Source organism: Streptomyces sp. NPDC008317 (assembly GCF_042955955.1).
Classification (GTDB): Bacteria; Actinomycetota; Actinomycetes; order Streptomycetales; family Streptomycetaceae; genus Actinacidiphila.
Genome location: NZ_JBIBFQ010000001.1, coordinates 421,666 through 441,752, shown reverse-complemented (window position 1 = coordinate 441,752; position 20,087 = coordinate 421,666). Strand labels below are relative to the sequence as shown.

Here is a 20,087-nt window from a genome sequence, read left to right as displayed (position 1 = left end):
CGCAGGACCCCGCCGCCTCGCAGGACCGCGGCCCGAGCGCCCGCGCGGGGAACCTCAACTCGTGGCGCGCCGCCATCCGCATCGCCCGCCGTGACGCCTGGCGCTCCAAGGGCCGCAGCGCGATGGTGCTGGCGATGATCGCGCTGCCGATCATCGGCGTGAGCGCCGCCGACATCACCATCCGCAGCTCCCAGTTGAGCCCGGAGCAGAAGCTGAGCCGAGACATCGGCGCCGCCGACGCGCGCCTTGCGGACGCCGACGCCAACGGGCGGCCGATCTACCAGGACCCGCCCGCGGACATCTGGACCTCGGTGAAGGACGCCACCGCGGACCCGGACGCCACGCCGTCGGCGGCGGACCTGGCGGAACAGCAGGAGACCCCGAAGCCGACCGACCCGCTGACCGCGCTGCCCCGGGGCGCGCGCTGGATCTCCGACTCCCAGACCTACGCCCGCTTCAAGACGAAGTACGGTCTGCTCGCCGCCCCCGTGCGGGAGTTGGAGGCGGGCGACCCGCTGGCGCGCGGCATCACCCACCTGGACCGCGGGCGCTACCCGGCGGCCGACCACGAGGTCATCGCCACCACCGCGTTCCTCAAGTCCGCCGGCCTGAAGGTCGGTTCGAAGCTCGTCGTCCGCGACGTGGACCGTACGTACAAGATCGTCGGCGCGTACGACCTGCCGGACACGCTCGGCACCGAGCAGGTCATCGCGCGGCCGGGCGCTTTCATCGCGCCCTACACCGCCGCGCGCAAGGCGCTGAACGGCGAGGACGACTCGGCCTACACCACCTACCTGGTGGGGTTGCCGAGCGGCGACTACTCCTGGCAGATGGTGCAGCAAGCCAACACCCGGGGCATCTACGTCAAGTCCCGCGCGGTGGTGCTGCACCCGCCCGCCGACTCCGAAGTGCCGCTCTACACGAAGTCGCGCAACGGCAGCGCCCCCTACCGCACCGGCGACACGGGGAAGGCCACGGCCGTCGCCGTGGCGGCGACCATCGTCGGCCTGTCGATGCTGGAGATCTGCCTGCTGGCCGGTCCCGCCTTCGCCGTCGGCGCGCGGCGCTCGCGCCGCCAGCTCGGCCTGGTCGGCGCCAACGGCGGCGACCGCCGCCACATCCGGGCGATCGTGCTCTCCGGCGGCCTGGTGATCGGCGTCGCCGCGGCCGTCGTCGGCACCCTGCTGGGCCTGCTGCTCACCGTCCTGCTCCGCTCCCCGCTGGAGGACTTCGTCGGCCGCCGCTTCGGCGGTCTGACGCTGCGCCCGCTCGAACTGCTCGGCATCGCGGGCCTGGCCGTACTCACCGGTCTGCTGGCCGCCGTCGTGCCCGCGGTCACCGCGTCCCGGCAGAGCGTGCTGGCGTCGCTGACCGGGCGGCGCGGTGTGCGGCACGCCAACCGCGTGCTGCCGGTCCTCGGCATCGGCGCGATCTGCCTCGGCGTCGGCATCGCGGTCTTCGGCTCGCTGCGCACCGACAGCACCCTCGCGGTCGGCGGCGGCTCCGGCATCGCGGAGCTGGGCATCGTCGCGCTCACCCCCACTCTGGTCGGCATGTTCGGCAGGACCGGCAAGTGGCTGCCGCTGTCCCCGCGGCTCGCGCTGCGCGACGCGGTGCGCAACCGGGGCCGTACGGCGCCCGCGGTCGCGGCCGTGCTGGCCGCCGTCGCCGGTACGGTCGCGGTCGCCACGTACTCCGCGAGCGCCGACCGGCAGGACAGGGACGCGTACGAGGCCCAACTGCCGCGCGGCGTCGTGGCGGTGGCGGCCTACAGCGACCGCGGGCGGGACCTGACCGCGGTGCGCGCGGCGGTCGAGAAGCGCTACCCGGTCTCCGGCCGCGCCGACGTGTCCGCGATGGTCGTCGGTGGCAAGAACTGCCAGGCGGGCGGCGGTGGCGGCGACGGCTGCGGCGACGTCCAGCCGGTGAAGCCGGCCGCCAACGTGTGCCCGACCGACCGGCCGGAGGGCGCGACCGCGCTCACCCTGGCCGAGCGCCGTGCCCTGGCCCACGACTGGCGCTGCGCGTACGTGGAGGGCCTGACCGCCATGCCCACCAGCAGCGCCGTCCTGATCGGCGGCCCGGCCGTCCTGCACGCCCTCGGCATCCGGGACGGGGACGCGGAACAGGCGCTGGCGCGCGGCGAGACCGTGCTGTTCGACAAGGGGTACCTCGACCGCGGCACGCTCAAGCTGAAGATCACCCTGGACACGAGCAAGGCGGTGCCCGACGGACAGGAGCCGGTCGGCCCGGTCAAGTCGGTGCCGGTGCACCTGGCGGGCGAGGGCCGTGACCGGACGTACGGGCTGCTGGCCGTGATGCCGCAACAGGCCGCCGACGGCGTCGGGATCGACACGATGCCGCTGGGCTCCTTCTACACCAACGCCCGGATGCCCAACGGCCCCGAGCGGCAGGCGCTGGACAGCGACCTCGCCAAGATCGGCACCGACACGGAGGTCTATCTGGAGCGCGGCTACACCAGGGACAACAGCCTGGTGCTGCTCGCCCTGACGCTCTTCGCGGGCCTGGTCACCATCGGCGCCGCGGGCATCGCCACCGGCCTCGCGCAGGCCGACGCCGAGCCCGATCTGAAGACGCTCGCCGCGATCGGCGCGCCGCCGCGGGTGCGGCGCACGCTCTCCGGCCTCCAGTGCGGGGTGATCGCCACGATGGGCGTGGTGCTCGGCTCGGCGGCGGGCGTGCTGCCCGCGGTGGGGCTGCGGCACACCGAGCGGCGCGAGCAGTGGAAGTACTACCACCAGGCGCTGGACGGGGGCTGGGGCGGCACGAGCAGGCTGCCGCACGTGCCGATCGTCGTCCCGTGGAGCACGCTGGCCCTGCTGATCGTCGCCGTGCCGCTCGGCGCCGCTCTGCTCGCGGCCCTGGTCACCCGCTCGCGCACCCAGCTCGCCCGCCGCGCGGAGCCGTAAACCGGGGCGCGCGCGGAGGAAGGCGGCGGCGTCGGCCGGGCCCCGTACGGGAGACGGGACCTGGCCGACGCTGCCGCGCGTCCTAAGGGACAATGGCGGTATGGAGATGCCGATGAACGCGATGAACGAACGCTCGCCGGAAAGCTCGCAGAATCCGCAGAATCCGCAGCACTCACCGAATCAGCAGGTCCTGATCGTCGGTTCCGACGGAATGGCCCTGGGAGGCGCGCCGACCGGTGACGGCGGCGAGCACGGCGAGATCCCGGTGACGGAGATGGTCGAGCAGCCCGCGAAGGTCATGCGCATCGGCAGCATGATCAAGCAGTTGCTGGAGGAAGTGCGCCAGGCGCCGCTCGACGAGGCCAGCCGCGTACGCCTGAAGGAGATCCACGCCAGCTCGGTGAAGGAGCTGGAGGCCGGGCTCGCGCCCGAGCTGGTGGAGGAGCTGGACCGGCTCTCGCTGCCCTTCACCAACGACAGCGTGCCCAGCGAGGCGGAGCTGCGGATCGCCCAGGCCCAGCTCGTCGGCTGGCTCGAAGGGCTCTTCCACGGCATCCAGACCGCGCTGTTCGCCCAGCAGATGGCGGCCCGCGCCCAGCTCGAACAGATGCGGCGCGCCCTGCCGCCCGGCGCCGGCGGCCACGAGGAGGACGACGGCGGCAACCAGGGCGCCCGCTCGGGCCCGTATCTCTAGTCCGGATCTCTCGTCCGGATCTCTCGTCCGGCCTTTAATCCGCATCCGAGCCGGTGAGGTGTCGCACCGGCGGGGGCCCGGTCAGTTCGAGCTCTTGCCGGTGGACACCCAGATGGTGACCTTGCCGCCCTTCTTCGGGTTGTAGTCCTCCAGATACTTCGGGGTCTGGCTGGTCACCGCGCCCTTGCCCCACTGCTGCTCGTCGGTCTGCTTGATCGTGTACTGCCAGCCCGCCGCCTTGATGCAGGCGACGACCGAGTCCACGTAGATCGACGTGAAGTCCGGCATCGTCATGACGTCCGGGTCGTTCGAGATCAGGTCGTTGTGCGCCTTGGTGCACTTGTCGGGGTCGATCGTGCGGCTCTGGTCGCCGTTCACGACGTCGCCCGCGCCGGTGCCCGTGGTCGGGTCGTTGGACGCCTGGGTCGAGGACGAGGTCGTCGGGCCGCCCGACTGGTCGTCCGCGCTGGGGCTGCCCTTGCCGCCGCCGCTGTTGGCCAGGACGATCGCGACGATCACCGCGATGGCCACGACCACGACGGCCGCGCCCGCGATCAGCGGTGTGTTGGACTTCCCGCCGCCACCGGTGCCGCCGCCGACCCCGCCGTGACCGCCGGGGCCGCCTATGCCGCCGCCCGGGTGACCGCCCGCGCGCTGCTGCGGCATCTGTTGCTGGTGCTGCTGGTGCTGCATCTGGGGCGCCATGGTGTACGCCGGGGTCGGCGGCGGCGTCGGGGACTGCTGCGGGTAGCCGTACGCCGAGGGCAGCGACGGGGCCGGCGCGGGCTGCCCGTAACCGCCCTGCTGCGGATTGCCCGGCGCGTACGGCGTCCGCATCTGCGGCGGCGGGGTCTGGAGCGGGCCCTGCGCGTACGGGAAGACCGACGCCGCCACGTCCTGGCCGCGGTTGCCGGTGGGCGGCGCGGAGCCGGACATCAGCGGCATCGTGTCGCGCCGCGTGGCCGCCAGGACCCGGTCCGCCTCGTCGTGCATCGCGTCCGCGGTCGGGAAGCGCTCCGCGGGGTTCTTGCGCAGCGCGCGCGCCACCAGCGCGTCCACGGCCGGGCCCAGCGCGCGGTTGAACGTCGACGGCGCGGGCGGGATCTCCTGTACGTGCTGGTACGCCATCGCCAGCGGCGAGTCCGCGTCGAAGGGCAGCCGCGCGGTCAGCAGCTCGAAGAGCATGCAGCCGACCGAGTACAGGTCGGAGCGCTCGTCCACACCGCGCCCCAGCGCCTGCTCCGGCGACAGGTACTGCGGGGTGCCGACCACCATGCCGGTCTGCGTCATCGAGGTGACACCGGACTGCATGGCGCGCGCGATGCCGAAGTCCATGACCTTGACCACACCGCGCTTGGTGATCATCACATTGCCGGGCTTGATGTCCCGGTGGACCAGGCCCATCTCGTGGCTGACCGCGAGCGCCGCCAGCACGTCCCCGGTGATCTTCAGCGCCTTGTCGGCGGGCATCGCGCCGTGCTGCGCCACATCGGCGGCCAGCACGTCGCCGAGCGGGCTGCCCTCGACGTACTCCATGACGATGTACGGCACGAGCTGGCCGTCGATGGTGTCCTCGCCGGAGTCGAAGACGGAGACGATGTTGGTGTGGTTCAGCTTCGCGACGGACTGCGCCTCGCGGCGGAAGCGCTCGCGGAAGGACTGCTCGTTGCCCAGGTTGGTGTGGAGGGTCTTGACGGCCACCGGCCGGTCGAGCACGGTGTCGTGCGCCAGGTGCACAGACGCCATGCCGCCCTCGCCCAGCAGGTCGCGCAGCACGTACCGCCCGCCGCCGACCGAGCGCCCCGTGTACTCGCCCTGCGTGGCGTCCCCGCTCATCTGTACCGCTACCCCCTGGAAAGTCCACCGGGGAGAGGGTCGCGCCGGTACCTGTGCGGTTGCCTGTGGCGATATTCGTCCCCGAGCTTGCCCGCCAAGTCTGGCCCATCGCACGGACACGTCAAGTTCGTTGACCATCTCGTCACCTGACGCACATCGGGCACGCACATGCTGTGTATCCCCGCGGGACCGCCGTATTGAGGTGCTGTGACGCGGACGTGTGCCCGGCGGGGCACGCGAAAGCGGTACGGTGGCCGCTCCGGGGCATCCGTACGATACGGGCGTCCGCGCGCGCCCGCCCGGACGATGACCGCGTACGAACGACGGCGAGGACTGATGGTCGACCCCAAAGAGACGGCCCCGGGCCCCGGAGCGTCGGAGACATCCGGCCAGTGGGGCGTGGGCACCGTCGTCGGCGAGGGCCGCTACCGGCTGACCGGGCGGCTCGGCCGCGGCGGCATGGCCGAGGTCTTCGCGGCGGAGGACGTACGCCTGGGCCGGATCGTGGCGGTGAAGCTGCTGCGAACCGACCTCGCCGAGGACCCGGTCTCCAAGGCCCGCTTCACCCGCGAGGCCCAGGCCGTCGCGGGTCTGAACCACCACGCGGTGGTCGCGGTCTACGACTCCGGCGAGGACCGTACGCCCACCGGCACCGTCCCCTACATCGTGATGGAGCTGGTCGAGGGCCACACCATCAGGGACCTGCTCTCCAGCGCCGAGCCGCCGCCCGTCGACCAGGCGCTGCTGATCGTCTCCGGCGTCCTCGAAGCGCTGGCCTACAGCCACCAGCACGGCATCGTGCACCGCGACATCAAGCCCGCCAACGTGATCATCACCACCAACGGCGCGGTCAAGGTCATGGACTTCGGCATCGCGCGGGCGCTGCACGGCGCCCAGAGCACGATGACGCAGACCGGCATGGTCATGGGCACCCCGCAGTACCTCTCGCCCGAGCAGGCGCTCGGCAAGGCCGTCGACCACCGCAGCGACCTGTACGCGACCGGCTGTCTCCTCTACGAGCTGCTGGCGCTGCGTCCGCCCTTCACCGGCGAGACGCCGCTTTCGGTGGTCTACCAGCACGTCCAGGACGAGCCGCAGGTCCCGTCGCAGATCAGCGACCGGGTGCCGCCCGAGCTGGACGGGCTCGTGCTGCGCGCGCTCGCCAAGCAGCCGGACGACCGCTTCCAGAGCGCCGAGGAGATGCGCGGCGTCGTCCAGTACGCGCACCAGGCGCTCGTCCAGCAGGGCGGCTGGACCGGCGGCATGTGGAACACCGGCGTCATCACCCCCCTCGCGGGCCCCCGGACCGGCGGCATGTCGCCGACCGTCGTGGCACAGGGGCGGCCCGGCAACAGCACCACCGCCGAATTCGGCGCCCCGCTGCTCGCCGGCATCTCCGGCACCGGTGACGACGACGGCGGTCAGGGCTACGGCGAGCGGCCGCCGGGCGGCGGCGGCAACCGCTGGCTCAAGCCGGTGCTCTTCGCCATCGCCGCGGTGCTGGCCATCGCGCTGGGCGTCTACTTCGCCACGCGCGGTACCGGCGGGGACGGCGGCGCGCCCGCCAACTCCCCGTCGCCGTCGGTGACCCAGGACACGGGCACCCCGTCCGACCCGCCGTCCACGGAGCCGACGGAAACCGGGTCCGACCAGACCGACCCGACCACGACTCCGGCGACGACCCCGCCGACGACTCCGTCCACGACCCCGCCGACGACTCCGACCACCAAGCCCCCCACGACCCCGCCGACGACTCCGCCGACCACGCCCCCCACCACCCCCCCGACCACGCCCCCCACCACCCCGCCGACGACCCCGCCGACGTCGGACGCGGCCACCCCGGCGGAGTAGCCCACCCGCACGGCGGGTCGGAGCCCCGTAGGGGCGCGGGGAACTGCGCGCTCAGCCCGCGCGGTGGTGCGCCGTGAAAAACCGGCCCCAGTGGGGCAGATGCTGTTGTTTTCGGGCTGACAGCCCGGTGGGGGCTGGTGGCGCAGTTCCCCGCGCCCCTAAAAACTCGGGGCACCGCTCTGCGTAAGGGCGCCCTTGTCGGGGGGCCGTTAGGACGTGAAGGCGTCGATGACGGCGCTGTATTCGGCCGTCCACCAGACGGCCAGGGCGGAGGCGGGCGGGAAAAGCGGATCGCTGCGGGGGTCACGCCGCTGATAACGCCACTGGAGCATCCAGAAGTCGTTGAGGCGTTCCCACCAGACGCGGTGGACGGCGGCGGCCAGCTCGGCGACGGGAACCCCCGCCGCGGAGCGGTAGGCACGGGCGTAGGAGCGGATCTTCCGCAGGTCGAGACGCCCGTCCAGCGGGTGGACGAAGAAGATGGCGGCGGCGCGTACCGCCTCCTCGGCACGCGGCTGCACACCGAGCCGGTCCCAGTCGACGATGGCGGCGGGCTCCTCACCGCAGTAGAGCAGGTTGAGCGGGTGGAAGTCGCCGTGCACCCAGCCGCTGACCGTCCCGTCGGCGTCCGGCGGCCGGCGGTGGGCGTGGCGGCGCAGCAGGGCGCGGCGCTCCAGCAGCCGGTGCTCGGCGAGTTCGTCGAAGGCGTCGCGTGGCCGGTGCCGGCGTACCAGCGCGAGCAGTTCGTCGATCTGCGCGTACGTACGGTCCGGGTCGGCGCTCGGGTGGTGGCGTTGGTCCTCCGGCGGGGGCGGCTGCACGCGGGCGAGCCCGGCGTGCACCATGCCGAGCAGCGTGCCGAGCCGCCGCGACTGCGTGGCGGTCAGCTCGGTGCCCTCTCGGTGCCTGCCCTCGATCCAGGGGAAGAGCGCGTATCCGTGGCCGCCGAGCCGCGCGACCGTACGCCCGCGGGAGTCCGGCAGGGGCGCGGCGACGGGCAGTCCGAGGCCGACCAGACCCCGCGTCGCGCGGTGCTGCCGGGCGATCACGCCGGGGTCCGCGGTGTCCCGGGCGACGTACTGCTTGAGGAAGAACCGGCCGCGGGTGGTGGTCACCTCGTAGCCTTTGTTGAGCAGCCCCCGGGGAACGGGTACGCAGGTCAGCGGGGTACCCGCGTCCTCGTAGCGGCGCAGCAGAGCGGTCAGCGAAGCCCGCGCCGGCGGCACCTTCGCCGTGCCCGTCACGTGCAGAAGCGTAGATCACCGCGACACCCCGCCCGCGCGGACTGGCGCCGACCCCCTGGGACGTGCTAAGGCATATGCCTCCGGTCACCCTCGGCCTGCATGCGGGCCACGTATGCGGCGGCCTGGGTGCGCCGCTCCATGCCGAGCTTGGCGAGCATCGAGGACACGTAGTTCTTCACCGTCTTCTCCGCCAGGTGCAGGCGCTCGCCGATCTGGCGGTTGGTGAGGCCCTCGCCGATCAGGTCGAGGATGCGGCGCTCCTGGGCGGTCAGGTCGGCCGTACGGTCGTCGCCCTCGGAGCGCGCGCCGCCGTGCCGGAGCCGGTCCAGGACCTTGGCGGTCGCGACCGGGTCCAGCAGCGACTTTCCCGCGGCCACGTCGCGGATGGCGTCGATCAGGTCGTTGCCGCGGATCACCTTGAGCACGTATCCGGCGGCGCCCGCCATGATCGCGTCGAAGAGCGCCTCGTCGTCCGCGAAGGACGTCAGCATCAGGCACTTGATCGACGGGTCGTGCGAGCGGACCTCGCGGCACACCTCGACGCCGCTGCCGTCGGGCAGCCGTACGTCGAGCACCGCGACGTCCGGGCGGGTGGCCGGAATGCGCGCCACCGCCTCCGCGGCGTTCCCGGCCTCGCCGACGATCTCGATTCCCGGCTCGGCCGAGAGGAGTTCGTGCACCCCGCGCCTGACCACCTCGTGGTCGTCGAGCAGGAACACGCGGATTGTGGGGCTATTTCCTTCTACAGGCACCTGCCCAGCGTCGCACCGCCGGGAGCTCCCCGCCTCTTACGGACAACAGCCCGCGCCTCTTACGGACGACAGCGCCGCCTCTTACGCACTTTCCGTATCCGGGATACGGTGCGGTTGTCCCGGTGGCCTGCGGTAACGCGTATTTACTAGGAACTCCAAGCAAAACCGCAGGTCGGACGGCTTCGCGCGATGGCGTGGGTTATAGGTAACGTCTCTGTTGCAGGCCACTTGGCCGGGGCACTGTCACGCCTGGCTCGGCCATGCCGCACACACCCCGTGCGCCGCGTCGTACCAGGTGAGCCGCACACTGGCTGCCCGGCGGATCCCGGGGGCCGGACAGACGGAGGAGCGAACGTGAGCGTGAAGAGCACTGCCGCTGGGGCCACCCCCGCCAGGAGCGGGGGGCGAAGCACCGCCACTCCCGCCAAGGGCAGGGGACGGACCACCCGCGCAGCAGGCGCCAAGCGCCGTGGCACCGAGCCCGAACTCGTACAGTTGCTGACGCCCGAGGGCGAGCGCGTCGAGCACGGCGAATACTCCATCGACCTGACGCCGGAAGAGTTGCGTGGCCTGTACCGCGACATGGTGCTGACCCGCCGTTTCGACGCCGAGGCGATCACCCTGCAACGCCAGGGCGAGCTGGGCCTGTGGGCCTCGCTGCTCGGCCAGGAGGCCGCGCAGATCGGTTCGGGGCGGGCCACCCGCCCGGACGACTACGTCTTCCCGACCTACCGCGAGCACGGTGTGGCCTGGACCCGTGACGTGGACCCGCTCAACCTGCTCGGCATGTTCCGTGGTGTGAACCACGGCGGCTGGGACCCCAACGAGAACAACTTCCACCTCTACACGATCGTCATCGGCTCGCAGACGCTGCACGCCACCGGCTACGCCATGGGCGTGGCCAAGGACGGCGCGGATTCGGCCGTCATCGCGTACTTCGGCGACGGCGCCTCCAGCCAGGGCGACGTGGCGGAGGCGTTCACCTTCGCCGCCGTCTACAACGCGCCGGTCGTCTTCTTCTGCCAGAACAACCAGTGGGCGATCTCCGAGCCGACCGAGAAGCAGTCCCGCGTGCCGATCTACCAGCGCGCCGCCGGATACGGCTTCCCGGGCGTCCGCGTCGACGGCAACGACGTCCTCGCGGTGCTCGCCGTCACCCGTGCGGCCCTGGAGCACGCGCGCAGCGGCCAGGGCCCGATGCTGGTCGAGGCGTTCACGTACCGGATGGGCGCCCACACCACGACCGACGACCCGACCCGCTACCGCGCCGACGAGGAGCGCGAGCAGTGGGAGTCGAAGGACCCGATCCTGCGGCTGAAGACGTATCTGGACAAGCAGGGCCTGGCCGACGAGGCGTACTACGCGTCGATCGAGCAGGAGAGCGACGTACTGGCCAAGCGGGTGCGCGACGGCGTACGCACGATGGAGAACCCGGACACCATGGCGATCTTCGAGAACGTCTACGCCGACGGGCACGCGCTCGTCGACGAGGAGCGCGCGCAGTTCGCCGCGTACCTGGCCTCGTTCGAGTCCGAGGGCGCCGCTTCCGGAGAGGGACGCTGACATGACCCAGATGTCCATCGCCAAGGCCCTGAACGAGTCGCTGCGCACGGCGCTCGACAACGACCCGAAGGTCCTCGTCATGGGTGAGGACGTCGGCAAGCTCGGCGGCGTCTTCCGGATCACCGACGGTCTCCAGAAGGACTTCGGGGAGGGGCGCGTCATCGACACCCCGCTCGCCGAGTCCGGCATCGTCGGCACCGCGATCGGCCTCGCGCTGCGCGGCTACCGCCCGGTGGTCGAGATCCAGTTCGACGGCTTCGTCTTCCCGGCCTACGACCAGATCGTCACGCAGCTCGCGAAGATGCACGCCCGCGCGCTCGGCAAGATCAAGCTGCCGGTCGTCATCCGTATCCCGTACGCGGGCGGCATCGGCGCGGTCGAGCACCACAGCGAGTCGCCCGAGGTGCTGTTCGCGCACGTCCCCGGCCTGAAGGTGATCACGCCTTCGAACGCCTCCGACGCGTACTGGATGCTCCAGCAGGCCATCGAGTGCGACGACCCGGTGATCTTCTTCGAGCCGAAGCGGCGCTACTGGGACAAGGGCGAGGTCGACACCTCGGCCGTGCCCGGCTCCCCGCACAAGGCGGTCGTGGCCCAGGAGGGCACCGACCTCACGCTCGCCGCGTACGGTCCGATGGTGAAGGTCTGCCTGGAGGCTGCCGCGGCCGCCTCGAACGAGGGCCGTAGCCTGGAGGTCGTGGACCTGCGCTCGCTCTCGCCCCTCGACTTCGACACTCTCCAGACGTCCGTGGAGAAGACCCGCCGCCTGGTCGTCGTGCACGAGGCCCCGGTCTTCTACGGCACGGGCGCGGAGATCGCGGCCCGGATCACCGAGCGCTGCTTCTACCACCTCGAGGCCCCGGTCCTGCGGGTGGGCGGTTTCCACGCCCCGTACCCGCCGGCCCGCCTGGAGGAGGAGTACCTGCCCGGCCTGGACCGCGTACTCGACGCCGTCGACCGCGCGCTGGCGTTCTGAGGAGAGGGTTGTGACGACCATGACCGCACCTGCACAGCGCTTCCGCGAATTCCGGATGCCGGATGTCGGCGAGGGCCTGACCGAGGCGGAGATCCTCAAGTGGTACGTGGCCGTCGGTGACACCGTCACCGACGGGCAGGTCATCTGCGAGGTGGAGACGGCGAAGGCCGCCGTCGAGCTGCCCATTCCGTACGACGGGGTGGTGAGCGAGATCCGCTTCGGCGAGGGCACGACGGTGGATGTCGGTACGCCGATCATCGTGGTGGACGCCGGGGGGGACGGGGCCGCCGGTTCCGCCGATTCGGGCGGTTCCGCAGGGTCCGCCGGGGTCGCGGCTTCGGAGCCGCCCGCCGTGGAGACTCCCGCCCCCGAGGCCCCGCCCGCCGAGCCCAAGCGGCAGGCGGTGCTCGTCGGATACGGCGTCGCGCCGTCGGCCACGACGCGCCGTCCGCGCAAGCAGGCGGCCCCCGACGTACCAGCCCCTGCCGTACCGACCGCTGACGTACCGACCGCTGCCGTACCGGCCCCCTCCGTACCGGCTCAGGCCGCCGAGCTGAACGGTCACGACCGTGCGGCGGCGGTGGACCGGCCGCTGGCCAAGCCGCCGGTACGGAAGCTGGCCAAGGAGCTGGGCATCGACCTGGCGACCGTGGTGCCGACCGGGCCGAACGGCGTGGTGACCCGCGAGGACATCCGCGCGGCGGCGGCCCCGCCTGCCGCGCTGCCGCCGGTGACGGCCGCGCCCGAGCCGCTCGCGGCGACCGCCGGCGCCCGGGAGACGCGTATCCCGATCAAGGGCGTCCGCAAGGCCACCGCCCAGGCGATGGTCACCAGCGCCTTCACCGCGCCGCACGTCACGGAATTCGTGACGTTCGACATCACGCGGACGATGAAGCTGGTCCAGGAGCTGAAGGAGGACCGCGCCTTCACGGGCGTACGGGTCGGCCCGCTGCTGCTGGTCGCGAAGGCCCTGCTGGTCGCCCTCAAGCGGCACCCCGAGGCGAACGCCGCGTGGGACGAGGCCGCGCAGGAGATCGTCCACAAGTCGTACGTCAACCTGGGGATCGCCGCCGCCACCCCGCGCGGTCTGATCGTCCCCAACATCAAGGACGCGCACGACAAGACGCTCCCCGAACTGGCCGCCGCCCTCGGCGAACTGGTCGCCACCGCCCGTGACGGCAAGACCTCGCCGGCCGCGATGCAGGGCGGCACGGTGACCATCACCAACGTCGGTGTCTTCGGCGTGGACACCGGAACGCCCATCCTCAACCCGGGCGAGTCGGCGATTCTCGCCTTCGGCGCGATCAAGCTCCAGCCCTGGGTCCACAAGGGCAAGGTGAAGCCGCGTCAGGTCACCACGCTCGCCCTCTCCTTCGACCACCGCCTGGTCGACGGCGAACTCGGCTCCCGCGTGCTGGCCGACGTGGCCGCCATCCTCGAACAGCCCAAGCGGCTGCTCACCTGGGGCTGACGCCGTCACCCGCACGGAGGGCCCGGACGTACAAACGTCCGGGCCCTCCGTCGTGCGTGCGTCCCACCCATTCGTCCCCTTTTATGCTGCCATCACCCCATGGCCGTCTCCGTCTCCGTCGTCCTGCTGCTCCTCGTCCTCGCCGCCATGATGATGCGCAACAAGTCCCTCAAGCCCAGCCACGCCGTCATCTGCGTCCTCCTCGGCTTCTGCCTCTCCTCCACCAGCCTCGCCCCCACCATCCAGTCCACGATGAACTCCACCGCCTCCCTGGTCAGCACGATCCGTCCCTGACGAGCGCCGCTGACGCCCGCAGGACCATGAGCGGCCCCTCCACGGCCGCCACCATGGCGAAGGGGAACCGGTCGAGTTCGAGGCAGAGCGCGATGTCGTCGGGGTGCACTCCTTCGCGCACCCCCTCCGCCAGCTCGGCGGCGGCGCGCGACGTGGCGGCGCGGCGCAGGAACTCGGCGGCGTCCGTTCCGGCCCCGGCGGCCCGCCCGGCGATGTACTGAGCGCACGCCAGGTCCTCGTCGGCCTGCCCGTCCTCGCCGGTGACCACGAAGGTGACGCCGTCGCCCGCGTGCGCCCGCAGGTGGTCGGCCGTCGCCTCCGCCACCACGAACGCGGCGCACAGCACCAGCGGCGCGTCCTTCACCGCGAGCGCGCCGACCGTCCCCGCCGTGGTCTTCTGTACGACGGTCCGTCCCTCCAGGGCGAGCGACCGCATCAGGCCCGGTGAGTTGACGGTGTCGAACCCCGGCGCGGGCGCACCGTCCTTGACCGTCACCCAGTCCGGATGCCGGGCCTTGAGCGCCAGCGCCTCGTCCAACGACCCGGCCAGCACCACCTTCTCCGCCCCGCGCCCGAGCGCCCAAGCCGCCACGGTGAACGCCCGCATGACGTCCACGACCACCGCCACGGCCGGTGCCCGGCCCCGCTCGCCGAGTTCAGCGATCCCGAGAAATGAAGTCTCCATACCGCCCATGCTCCCCCTCACCCTTGCCCTCGCCCCAGTGGCGTCAGATCCAACTCGGCCCAGACCGTTTTGCCCACGTCCAGGGGGACGACGGCCCAGCGGGCGGCGACGGCCGCGACGATCAGTAAGCCCCGGCCGGACTCGTCGTCGTCGCTCACGGCCTCGGGCACCTGGGGCCGCCGCTCCCCGCGCGCGTCGGTGACGCCCACCCGCAGCACGTCGTCGGCCAGCCGCACCTCGACCCGGAACAGCCGCCCGGCCACCCGCCCGTACCGGACCGCGTTGGTCGCCAGCTCGCTCACCAACAGCCCGGCGTCCCCGGCCACTTCGGGGTGCCCCCACTTCTCCACCAGCTCGGCGGTCCGCACCCGCGCCCTGCTCACACTCCGCGCCGTCGGTGCGTACAGGCATGTGTCATACGTCGTCTCCGCGTCGCCCATCCCGGCGACCTCCCAGCCTCGCGCGTCAGCCCGCGCACGGTCCCTGGCGGTGGCGTCGCCCCCACGCCCTCCGCCCCACCCGGGCATGACGCAGCGGTGCACTTCCGCCGTGCGGCGCCGCTGTGCGAGCGGGTCGTCACCGACGGTAGAGGGTTCCCTTTCTTGGGTGCAACCTTCTTGGGGAAACATGTCTCCGTAACTGGCTTGCCGCTGCGGAAGATCGGTTGCAGACTGAGTCCGCTTCCAGGGAGGTGGCGACCCGTGGCAACCAGCCGGGCAGATGTGGGCAATCGCGTATCGACCGTGCTCGCCCGCAAGTTGGGCGGCGAACTGCTCCGCCTGCGCGAGGACGCCGGACTGACCCAGCCGCGCGCGGCGGAAGTGCTCAGCGCGTCGGTGGCCAAGGTGACGAAGATGGAACGGGGCTGGGTCCCGTTCCGCGACCCCGACGTCATCGCCCTGTGCAAGCTCTACGGCGTCACGGACTCCGTCGTGCTCGACCGGTTGCTCGGTCTGGCGAAGACCGACCGCGACCGCCGGAAGGCAAAGGGCTGGTGGAACCAGCACCCCGCGCTGTCCGACATGGTGGAGTACGTCGCTCTGGAGGACATCGCCACCCACATCCGAACCTGGCAACAGGCGATCGTACCCGGCCTGCTCCAGACCCCGGACTACGCTCGCGCCCTCGCGGTGGGCAACGGAAATTGGGACGACCCCGACGAGATCGAGCCGTTCGTGGAGTCGCGGATGGCCCGCCAGGTCCGGCTCACCGGTGAACAGCCGCTCCAGCTCTGGGCAGTCGTGCACGAAGGCGCGCTACGCCAACTCGTCGGTGGACGACACGTGATGCGCGCCCAGTTGGACCACCTGCGAGAAGTGGCTCGACTGCCCAACGTGAAGATCCAGGTGCTGCCCTATTTGGCCGGTGCGCATCCCGGCATGACCAGCGCTTTCACCATCGTCTCGTTCGCGGAACCCGGCTCGATGGACGTGGTGCACATGGACACCACCTCGTCTACGCTCTGGCTGGAGAGCGAGCACGATGCCGCCCGTGAGGGCGCGATCTTCGACCGGCTCGTGCGCCTCTCCTTGGCGCAGCACAATTCGGCTGCGCTCATCGACGGGATTCTCAAGGAGACGTAGGGCGTGCCCGAGTTCCATTTCACCAAGTCGAGCTACAGCGGCGGGAACGCCGGGCAGGAATGCGTCGAGGTGGCGACCAACGTGCCCGGCACCATACGTGTCCGCGACTCCAAGGACCCGGACGGTCCGGCCCTGGCCTTCACTCCCTCGGAGTGGACCCACTTCCAACAGGCCCTGGCGACAGGCACATTCGCAACGTAAGGGGATGCGCGATGAGGCACTTCGAGTTCAAGAAGTCCAGCTACAGCGGCCCGGACCCTGCGGGTCAGGAATGCGTTGAGGTCGCCGTCAACGTGCCCGGCACCGTACGTGTCCGCGACTCGAAGAACCCCGACAGTCCGGCCCTCGCCTTCACCCCCGTCGAGTGGACGCACTTCCAACGGGCGCTCGCCGCAGGCGACTTCGTCAACTGACCGGCAGCCGCCGGTTACGGCGCCCGCACCACGGAACCGCCTCGGCGTGCCCGCCCGAGAGCCCCGACCGGCGCAGCTCGCCGCCTGACCGGCGGGGGCCGTACCGCTGGTCAGGCTGGGACGGCCGGGGAGGCGGGCTGGATCGCGCGGCGCCTGACGAGCAGCACGATGATCAGGGCGACCTGGAGCAGGATGATCAGGAGGGTGCCCAGTGACACCTGGGGCTTGTCGCCCACGAGGTTGGAGATCAGGCTGGTGTCCCACAGGCCGTGGACGAGCATCGGCAGCACGAGGACGCCGCCGGCGCGCAGGCACAGGTAGAAGAAGTAGCCCGAGGTGGAGACGACGGCGGCCTGCCCGAGCGCTTGTGGTCCCTGGCTGATGGCGTTGCTGATGTGGACGAGGCCGAAGACGACGGAGGAGCAGAGCGCGACCTTGCCCTCGGTGAATCCCGCCCGGCGGAAGACATGGACGCCGATGCCCCGGAACATGAGTTCCTCGCCGACGCCGACGAACAGCCCGAGCAGCAGCAGGCAGGCCACGAGAGACAGGCTCTGGTCCGCCAGGTGCGGGTAGTTCAGCCCGATCACCGCGGCGGCGATCATCGAGATCGGTACCCAGCGCACCCAGCGCCGCACCGGCGCGCGGTAGCGCAGGACCTCGCCCCACCAGCCCAGCCAGGAGACGACCGCGGCGCCGAACGCGATCGACGCCCCGATCGGGATCAGCGCGTTGCGCACCAGGGACGCGGTCGTGGGGAACTGGCTGTCGGAGTCACCGGTGTCCACGCCGATCAGCAGGCCCAGGCCCTGGATGATGCCCACGTACACGACCACCACGACGAGGAACCAGGGCCACGACAGCCTGCGTCCCGCCCTGGCCTCCGGTATCGCTTCCGCCGTGTCGCGCATCGTGCAGCCCTTTCAGTGACGGCGAGGTTCGCCGCCCGACGGGCACCGTCACACATCGCCGCGGTTCCCCAGCAGACTCTCATACCGGAATGAACACCCCTCGTGCCCCTTCCCCGAACCGGCGGCACCACCCCGAGGACCGGCCGACCGTCCGCGGTGGCCGTCCCGGCGGGCCGCGAAAGCCGACAAGCGATCGGGGATTCGGCTACTCCGCGCTCCTGACACTTCACCGCGCCGCTGACACTTCACCGTGCCGGTGATGCCGAACGGGCATATGACGTCGAGGATATGGCAAAACGAATATGCCGGGAATCGTCTCGGGGCGGGAGGCGCATCATGCATGTGACCGCGCATGGGGGTAAATCGGCTATTCGGGAGGGGCGATGAGGCCCGGACCGGTGGGAACCGGACAGGCTCGGGCGCCGCGAAGTGGTGCGCAAGGAAGGTGAGTTGGGCGGGGCGGCCGGTCGGCAGGGCGGGGGACGGGCTGGTCAGGGCGGGAAACGACGGGACGGCGGCAGGTTGCGGCGAGAGAAAGTTGATCTTGGCCGGAAGGGGCGAAAACTTGCCTCGGTGAGGCGGCCTCGGGGTGCCTCGAATTGCGCATGAGTGATATCGAGCCCCACGCGTCCCCGCTGTGTACCAATTTTGAAGATCAATATCGCCGAATGGCCGTATAGGTGATACAAGGTCGTACACCTGTGCGCGCGTGCCTCTCCGGCCTGCGCTGTCGTCACTTCACTCAGCAGGCAGGAAAATCCTGAGAGGGCCGCTCAAATGCAACACCACGAACCGCTCTGGTCCAACTCCCTTTATCCGACGTTCGCTTACGTGATCGCCTTTGTCGGCTCCGTGCTCGGCCTGGCCTGCTCGTCCCGGCTGCACCTCGTGGGATTCGGGCGGGGAAAGAGCTGGCTCGGATCGGGAGCCGTCGCGCTGGGCACCGGAATCTGGGGCATGCACTTCGTCGCGATGCTCGGCTACGACGTCCAGGGCGTGACGCTGCGCTACAACGTGACGCTGACCGTGCTGAGTTGGGTGCTCGCGGTGGGCGTCGTCGGCGTCGGGATCTACGTGGCGGGCCGGGACTCGTCCTGGCCGTCGCTGCTGGCGGGCGGCCTGCTCGCCGGGGTCGGCGTGGCGGGTATGCACTACCTCGGCATGGCGGCGATCATCATGCCGGGCACGATGAGCTACGACGGCTCCACCGTCGCCATGTCGATCGTCATCGCCATCGTGGCCGCCACGGCGGCGCTGTGGGCGACGCTCCGCGCGCGCGGCCCGCTCTTCATCACCGGGGCCGCGCTCGTCATGGCCTTCGCGATCAGCGGCATGCACTACACGGGGATGGCGGCGGTCAGTTCCACGATCACCGACCACACCGACCCGACCACGGGCGTCTCGGCCTCCGCCTTCGTCCTGCCTCTGATCGCGGGCCTGAGCCTGATCGTCTTCGTGGTCGCCTTCGCGGTCCTGATGAACCCGACCGAGGAGCTGGCCGCCGACAATCCGGCCCCCGTCCGCCAGGCCCCGCCCCAGCCCGCGACGACCCACGGCGACTGGCCGTCCTGAGCCCGGACGCCCAGACGTCCGGACGTCCGGACGCGTACGAACCGCCCTCCCCGGTCGTCCCGGCAGCCCCACCAGCGGGCCGACGCGGCCCGCTCGGTAGCGTGGACCGGGTTCCGGCGGCCCGAGGCCGTTACGGGGAAGTGTTGTTCACGGGGAAGCAGGGACTCATGGTTAACCGAAAGCACCGCGTCGCGCTGGCGGCGGGCCTCGCGGCGACGTGTCTCGTCCTGACCGCCGGGTGCGGCGGCTCGTCGTCGGACGAGACGTCGGACACGTCCACGGAGAAGAGCGGGGACGCGGGCAAGGGCAAGGGCGGGAAGAAGGCGGCGCCGCTGCTGACCGTGGCCGAGGCGAACAAGATCGTGGACACGTATCAGGCGCTCAACAACGAGGCGAACGCGAAGCTCAGCCCGGCGCTGATCGCCAAGGCCGAGGCAGGGGCCATGCTCGCCTTCGACAAGGGCTACTTCACGCAGGCGTCCGGCCTCGACCAGAAGAACGTCAAGGCGAATCTGGCGGGCTTCGTGTACGTCAACCGCGCGTTCTACATCCCTCCGGCCGCGGCCAACACGGACTGGTTCATGGTGAGGGCGCAGGGCGCGGAGCTGAAGGACGGCAAGCCGGGCGCGCCGTGGACGACCGGCACCCGCTTCATCGTCTTCAAGCACACGGCCGACGGCTGGCGCGCGGTCAACTCCCAGGACTTCTCGGGCGACGAGCAGAAGAAGATCCCGGAGATCGCCCTGGACGCGGACGGGCTGGCGCGGGTCGCCGAGCCGACGGCGAAGATCGGCGGCACCGCGCCCGCGGACCTGGCCGACCTGGTGGCGGACCTCTACGTGACCGGCGGCGCCGACACCCCGCTGGCGCGGACCAAGGCGCGCGAGAACGCGATCTCCGCGTACAACAACCGTCTCAACGGCCTCGACGGCCACGCGTACAACGACTACAAGAAGGCCGCCCCGCGCGTCGGCACCACGTACGCGCTGCGCACGAAGGACGGCGGGGCCCTCGTGCTCAACGACAGCGCCGTCGACGAGACGTCACTGGCCAAAGACCTGACCTCGTACATCACCCTCGGCAAGCGGCTCAAGCCGTTCGTCAAGAAGGGCGCGAGCGACCACATGTACCAGGTCGTGAACCACGAGATGCAGATGGAAGTGGGCGTGATCGCCCCGAGCGGCACCCCCACCGTCTACGGCCTCGAACAGCAGACGACGAGCGTGGACGCGACCCCGATGAGCACCGTCTGACGGACGGTGCGTCCGCGCCGACAGTACGGCGGGCGGCGGCCGTTGAGCCGCCCGCCGCC

General features: G+C 71.2%; 18 protein-coding genes. 12 read left to right on the top strand and 6 right to left on the bottom strand.

All coding sequences use genetic code 11. The features are described 5' to 3' along the window. The first annotated feature begins 134 nt into the window (after nt 1-134). On the top strand, nt 135-2,930 hold the full coding sequence (locus ACFY9V_RS01760; RefSeq protein ID WP_391159540.1) for an FtsX-like permease family protein: 2,796 nt from the start codon (nt 135-137) through the stop codon (nt 2,928-2,930). Between the two features lie 121 nt (nt 2,931-3,051). Next, complete coding sequence (locus ACFY9V_RS01755; protein ID WP_391043469.1) at nt 3,052-3,624, top strand: proteasome activator; 573 nt, start codon at nt 3,052-3,054, stop codon at nt 3,622-3,624. A gap of 81 nt (nt 3,625-3,705) precedes the next feature. On the opposite strand, the gene ACFY9V_RS01750 is transcribed toward ACFY9V_RS01755, so the two are convergent. After that, nucleotides 3,706-5,460, bottom strand: a complete 1,755-nt coding sequence (locus tag ACFY9V_RS01750; protein WP_391158702.1) for a protein kinase — start codon at nt 5,458-5,460, stop codon at nt 3,706-3,708. Nucleotides 5,461-5,796: 336 nt separating this feature from the next. Between ACFY9V_RS01750 and ACFY9V_RS01745 the strand changes: the two genes are divergently transcribed. Further along, a complete protein-coding gene (locus ACFY9V_RS01745) occupies nt 5,797-7,311 on the top strand; it encodes a protein kinase (protein WP_391158700.1) in 1,515 nt (504 codons plus the stop codon). Between the two features lie 209 nt (nt 7,312-7,520). Here the strand turns inward: ACFY9V_RS01745 and ACFY9V_RS01740 are convergent, their stop codons facing one another. Continuing rightward, a complete protein-coding gene (locus ACFY9V_RS01740) occupies nt 7,521-8,555 on the bottom strand; it encodes a phosphotransferase (protein WP_391158697.1) in 1,035 nt (344 codons plus the stop codon). Between the two features lie 65 nt (nt 8,556-8,620). Further along, complete coding sequence (locus ACFY9V_RS01735) at nt 8,621-9,280, bottom strand: response regulator transcription factor (protein ID WP_355336779.1); 660 nt, start codon at nt 9,278-9,280, stop codon at nt 8,621-8,623. A gap of 381 nt (nt 9,281-9,661) precedes the next feature. Between ACFY9V_RS01735 and pdhA the strand changes: the two genes are divergently transcribed. From pdhA to ACFY9V_RS01715, 4 genes are all read left to right on the top strand, one after another. Continuing rightward, a complete protein-coding gene (gene pdhA / locus ACFY9V_RS01730) occupies nt 9,662-10,870 on the top strand; it encodes a pyruvate dehydrogenase (acetyl-transferring) E1 component subunit alpha (protein ID WP_355336734.1) in 1,209 nt (402 codons plus the stop codon). A 1-nt stretch (nt 10,871) separates the two neighbouring features. Next, nucleotides 10,872-11,846 (top strand): alpha-ketoacid dehydrogenase subunit beta, encoded by a 975-nt coding sequence (locus ACFY9V_RS01725; protein ID WP_355336735.1) that lies wholly within the window; start codon nt 10,872-10,874, stop codon nt 11,844-11,846. Between the two features lie 10 nt (nt 11,847-11,856). Beyond that, a complete protein-coding gene (locus ACFY9V_RS01720) occupies nt 11,857-13,317 on the top strand; it encodes a 2-oxo acid dehydrogenase subunit E2 (protein ID WP_391158694.1) in 1,461 nt (486 codons plus the stop codon). Between the two features lie 99 nt (nt 13,318-13,416). Next, the gene (locus tag ACFY9V_RS01715) at nt 13,417-13,611 is read left to right on the top strand and encodes a hypothetical protein (RefSeq protein WP_355336737.1); all 195 of its coding nucleotides are present in this window, start codon (nt 13,417-13,419) and stop codon (nt 13,609-13,611) included. On the opposite strand, the gene ACFY9V_RS01710 is transcribed toward ACFY9V_RS01715, so the two are convergent. Together ACFY9V_RS01710 and ACFY9V_RS01705 are read right to left on the bottom strand one after the other, a co-directional pair. Beyond that, nucleotides 13,592-14,296, bottom strand: a complete 705-nt coding sequence (locus ACFY9V_RS01710) for a 2-phosphosulfolactate phosphatase (RefSeq protein ID WP_355336738.1) — start codon at nt 14,294-14,296, stop codon at nt 13,592-13,594. The two genes, ACFY9V_RS01715 and ACFY9V_RS01710, sit on opposite strands and share 20 nt — an antisense overlap. 17 nt (nt 14,297-14,313) lie before the next feature. Then, nucleotides 14,314-14,736, bottom strand: coding sequence for an ATP-binding protein (locus ACFY9V_RS01705; protein ID WP_391158692.1), 423 nt, complete (start codon nt 14,734-14,736; stop codon nt 14,314-14,316). A 261-nt stretch (nt 14,737-14,997) separates the two neighbouring features. Between ACFY9V_RS01705 and ACFY9V_RS01700 the strand changes: the two genes are divergently transcribed. The 3 genes from ACFY9V_RS01700 to ACFY9V_RS01690 are packed head-to-tail and all read left to right on the top strand — an operon-like array spanning nt 14,998 to nt 16,292. Beyond that, nucleotides 14,998-15,879 (top strand): Scr1 family TA system antitoxin-like transcriptional regulator, encoded by an 882-nt coding sequence (locus tag ACFY9V_RS01700; RefSeq protein WP_391158689.1) that lies wholly within the window; start codon nt 14,998-15,000, stop codon nt 15,877-15,879. Between the two features lie 3 nt (nt 15,880-15,882). Further along, complete coding sequence (locus ACFY9V_RS01695; protein WP_391158687.1) at nt 15,883-16,080, top strand: DUF397 domain-containing protein; 198 nt, start codon at nt 15,883-15,885, stop codon at nt 16,078-16,080. An 11-nt stretch (nt 16,081-16,091) separates the two neighbouring features. Beyond that, the gene (locus ACFY9V_RS01690; RefSeq protein WP_391158683.1) at nt 16,092-16,292 is read left to right on the top strand and encodes a DUF397 domain-containing protein; all 201 of its coding nucleotides are present in this window, start codon (nt 16,092-16,094) and stop codon (nt 16,290-16,292) included. Nucleotides 16,293-16,402: 110 nt separating this feature from the next. Here ACFY9V_RS01690 and ACFY9V_RS01685 read toward each other — a convergent pair whose 3' ends face one another. Further along, nucleotides 16,403-17,203, bottom strand: coding sequence for a type II CAAX prenyl endopeptidase Rce1 family protein (locus tag ACFY9V_RS01685; protein ID WP_391158681.1), 801 nt, complete (start codon nt 17,201-17,203; stop codon nt 16,403-16,405). Nucleotides 17,204-17,980: 777 nt separating this feature from the next. Here ACFY9V_RS01685 and ACFY9V_RS01680 point away from each other — a divergent pair. Both ACFY9V_RS01680 and ACFY9V_RS01675 read left to right on the top strand, forming a co-directional pair. After that, nucleotides 17,981-18,775, top strand: coding sequence for an MHYT domain-containing protein (locus ACFY9V_RS01680; RefSeq protein ID WP_391158679.1), 795 nt, complete (start codon nt 17,981-17,983; stop codon nt 18,773-18,775). Nucleotides 18,776-18,942: 167 nt separating this feature from the next. Continuing rightward, nucleotides 18,943-20,028 carry a hypothetical protein gene (locus tag ACFY9V_RS01675; RefSeq protein ID WP_391158677.1) on the top strand — a complete coding sequence of 362 codons (1,086 nt, stop codon included), beginning with the start codon at nt 18,943-18,945 and terminating at the stop codon, nt 20,026-20,028. The last annotated feature ends 59 nt before the right edge of the window (nt 20,029-20,087 follow it).

What these genes read in the sequence shown, in the direction of transcription:
- ACFY9V_RS01745 (WP_391158700.1), top strand. Translation starts at nt 5,797, where the DNA reads ATGGTCGACCCCAAAGAGACGGCCCCGGGCCCCGGAGCGTCGGAGACA.
- ACFY9V_RS01750 (WP_391158702.1), bottom strand. Translation starts at nt 5,460, where the DNA reads ATGAGCGGGGACGCCACGCAGGGCGAGTACACGGGGCGCTCGGTCGGC.
- ACFY9V_RS01710 (WP_355336738.1), bottom strand. Translation starts at nt 14,296, where the DNA reads ATGGAGACTTCATTTCTCGGGATCGCTGAACTCGGCGAGCGGGGCCGG.
- ACFY9V_RS01685 (WP_391158681.1), bottom strand. Translation starts at nt 17,203, where the DNA reads ATGCGCGACACGGCGGAAGCGATACCGGAGGCCAGGGCGGGACGCAGG.
- ACFY9V_RS01675 (WP_391158677.1), top strand. Translation starts at nt 18,943, where the DNA reads ATGGTTAACCGAAAGCACCGCGTCGCGCTGGCGGCGGGCCTCGCGGCG.
- ACFY9V_RS01690 (WP_391158683.1), top strand. Translation starts at nt 16,092, where the DNA reads ATGAGGCACTTCGAGTTCAAGAAGTCCAGCTACAGCGGCCCGGACCCT.
- ACFY9V_RS01760 (WP_391159540.1), top strand. Translation starts at nt 135, where the DNA reads ATGATCGCGCTGCCGATCATCGGCGTGAGCGCCGCCGACATCACCATC.
- ACFY9V_RS01725 (WP_355336735.1), top strand. Translation starts at nt 10,872, where the DNA reads ATGACCCAGATGTCCATCGCCAAGGCCCTGAACGAGTCGCTGCGCACG.
- ACFY9V_RS01755 (WP_391043469.1), top strand. Translation starts at nt 3,052, where the DNA reads ATGAACGAACGCTCGCCGGAAAGCTCGCAGAATCCGCAGAATCCGCAG.
- ACFY9V_RS01715 (WP_355336737.1), top strand. Translation starts at nt 13,417, where the DNA reads ATGGCCGTCTCCGTCTCCGTCGTCCTGCTGCTCCTCGTCCTCGCCGCC.
- ACFY9V_RS01705 (WP_391158692.1), bottom strand. Translation starts at nt 14,736, where the DNA reads ATGGGCGACGCGGAGACGACGTATGACACATGCCTGTACGCACCGACG.
- ACFY9V_RS01680 (WP_391158679.1), top strand. Translation starts at nt 17,981, where the DNA reads ATGCAACACCACGAACCGCTCTGGTCCAACTCCCTTTATCCGACGTTC.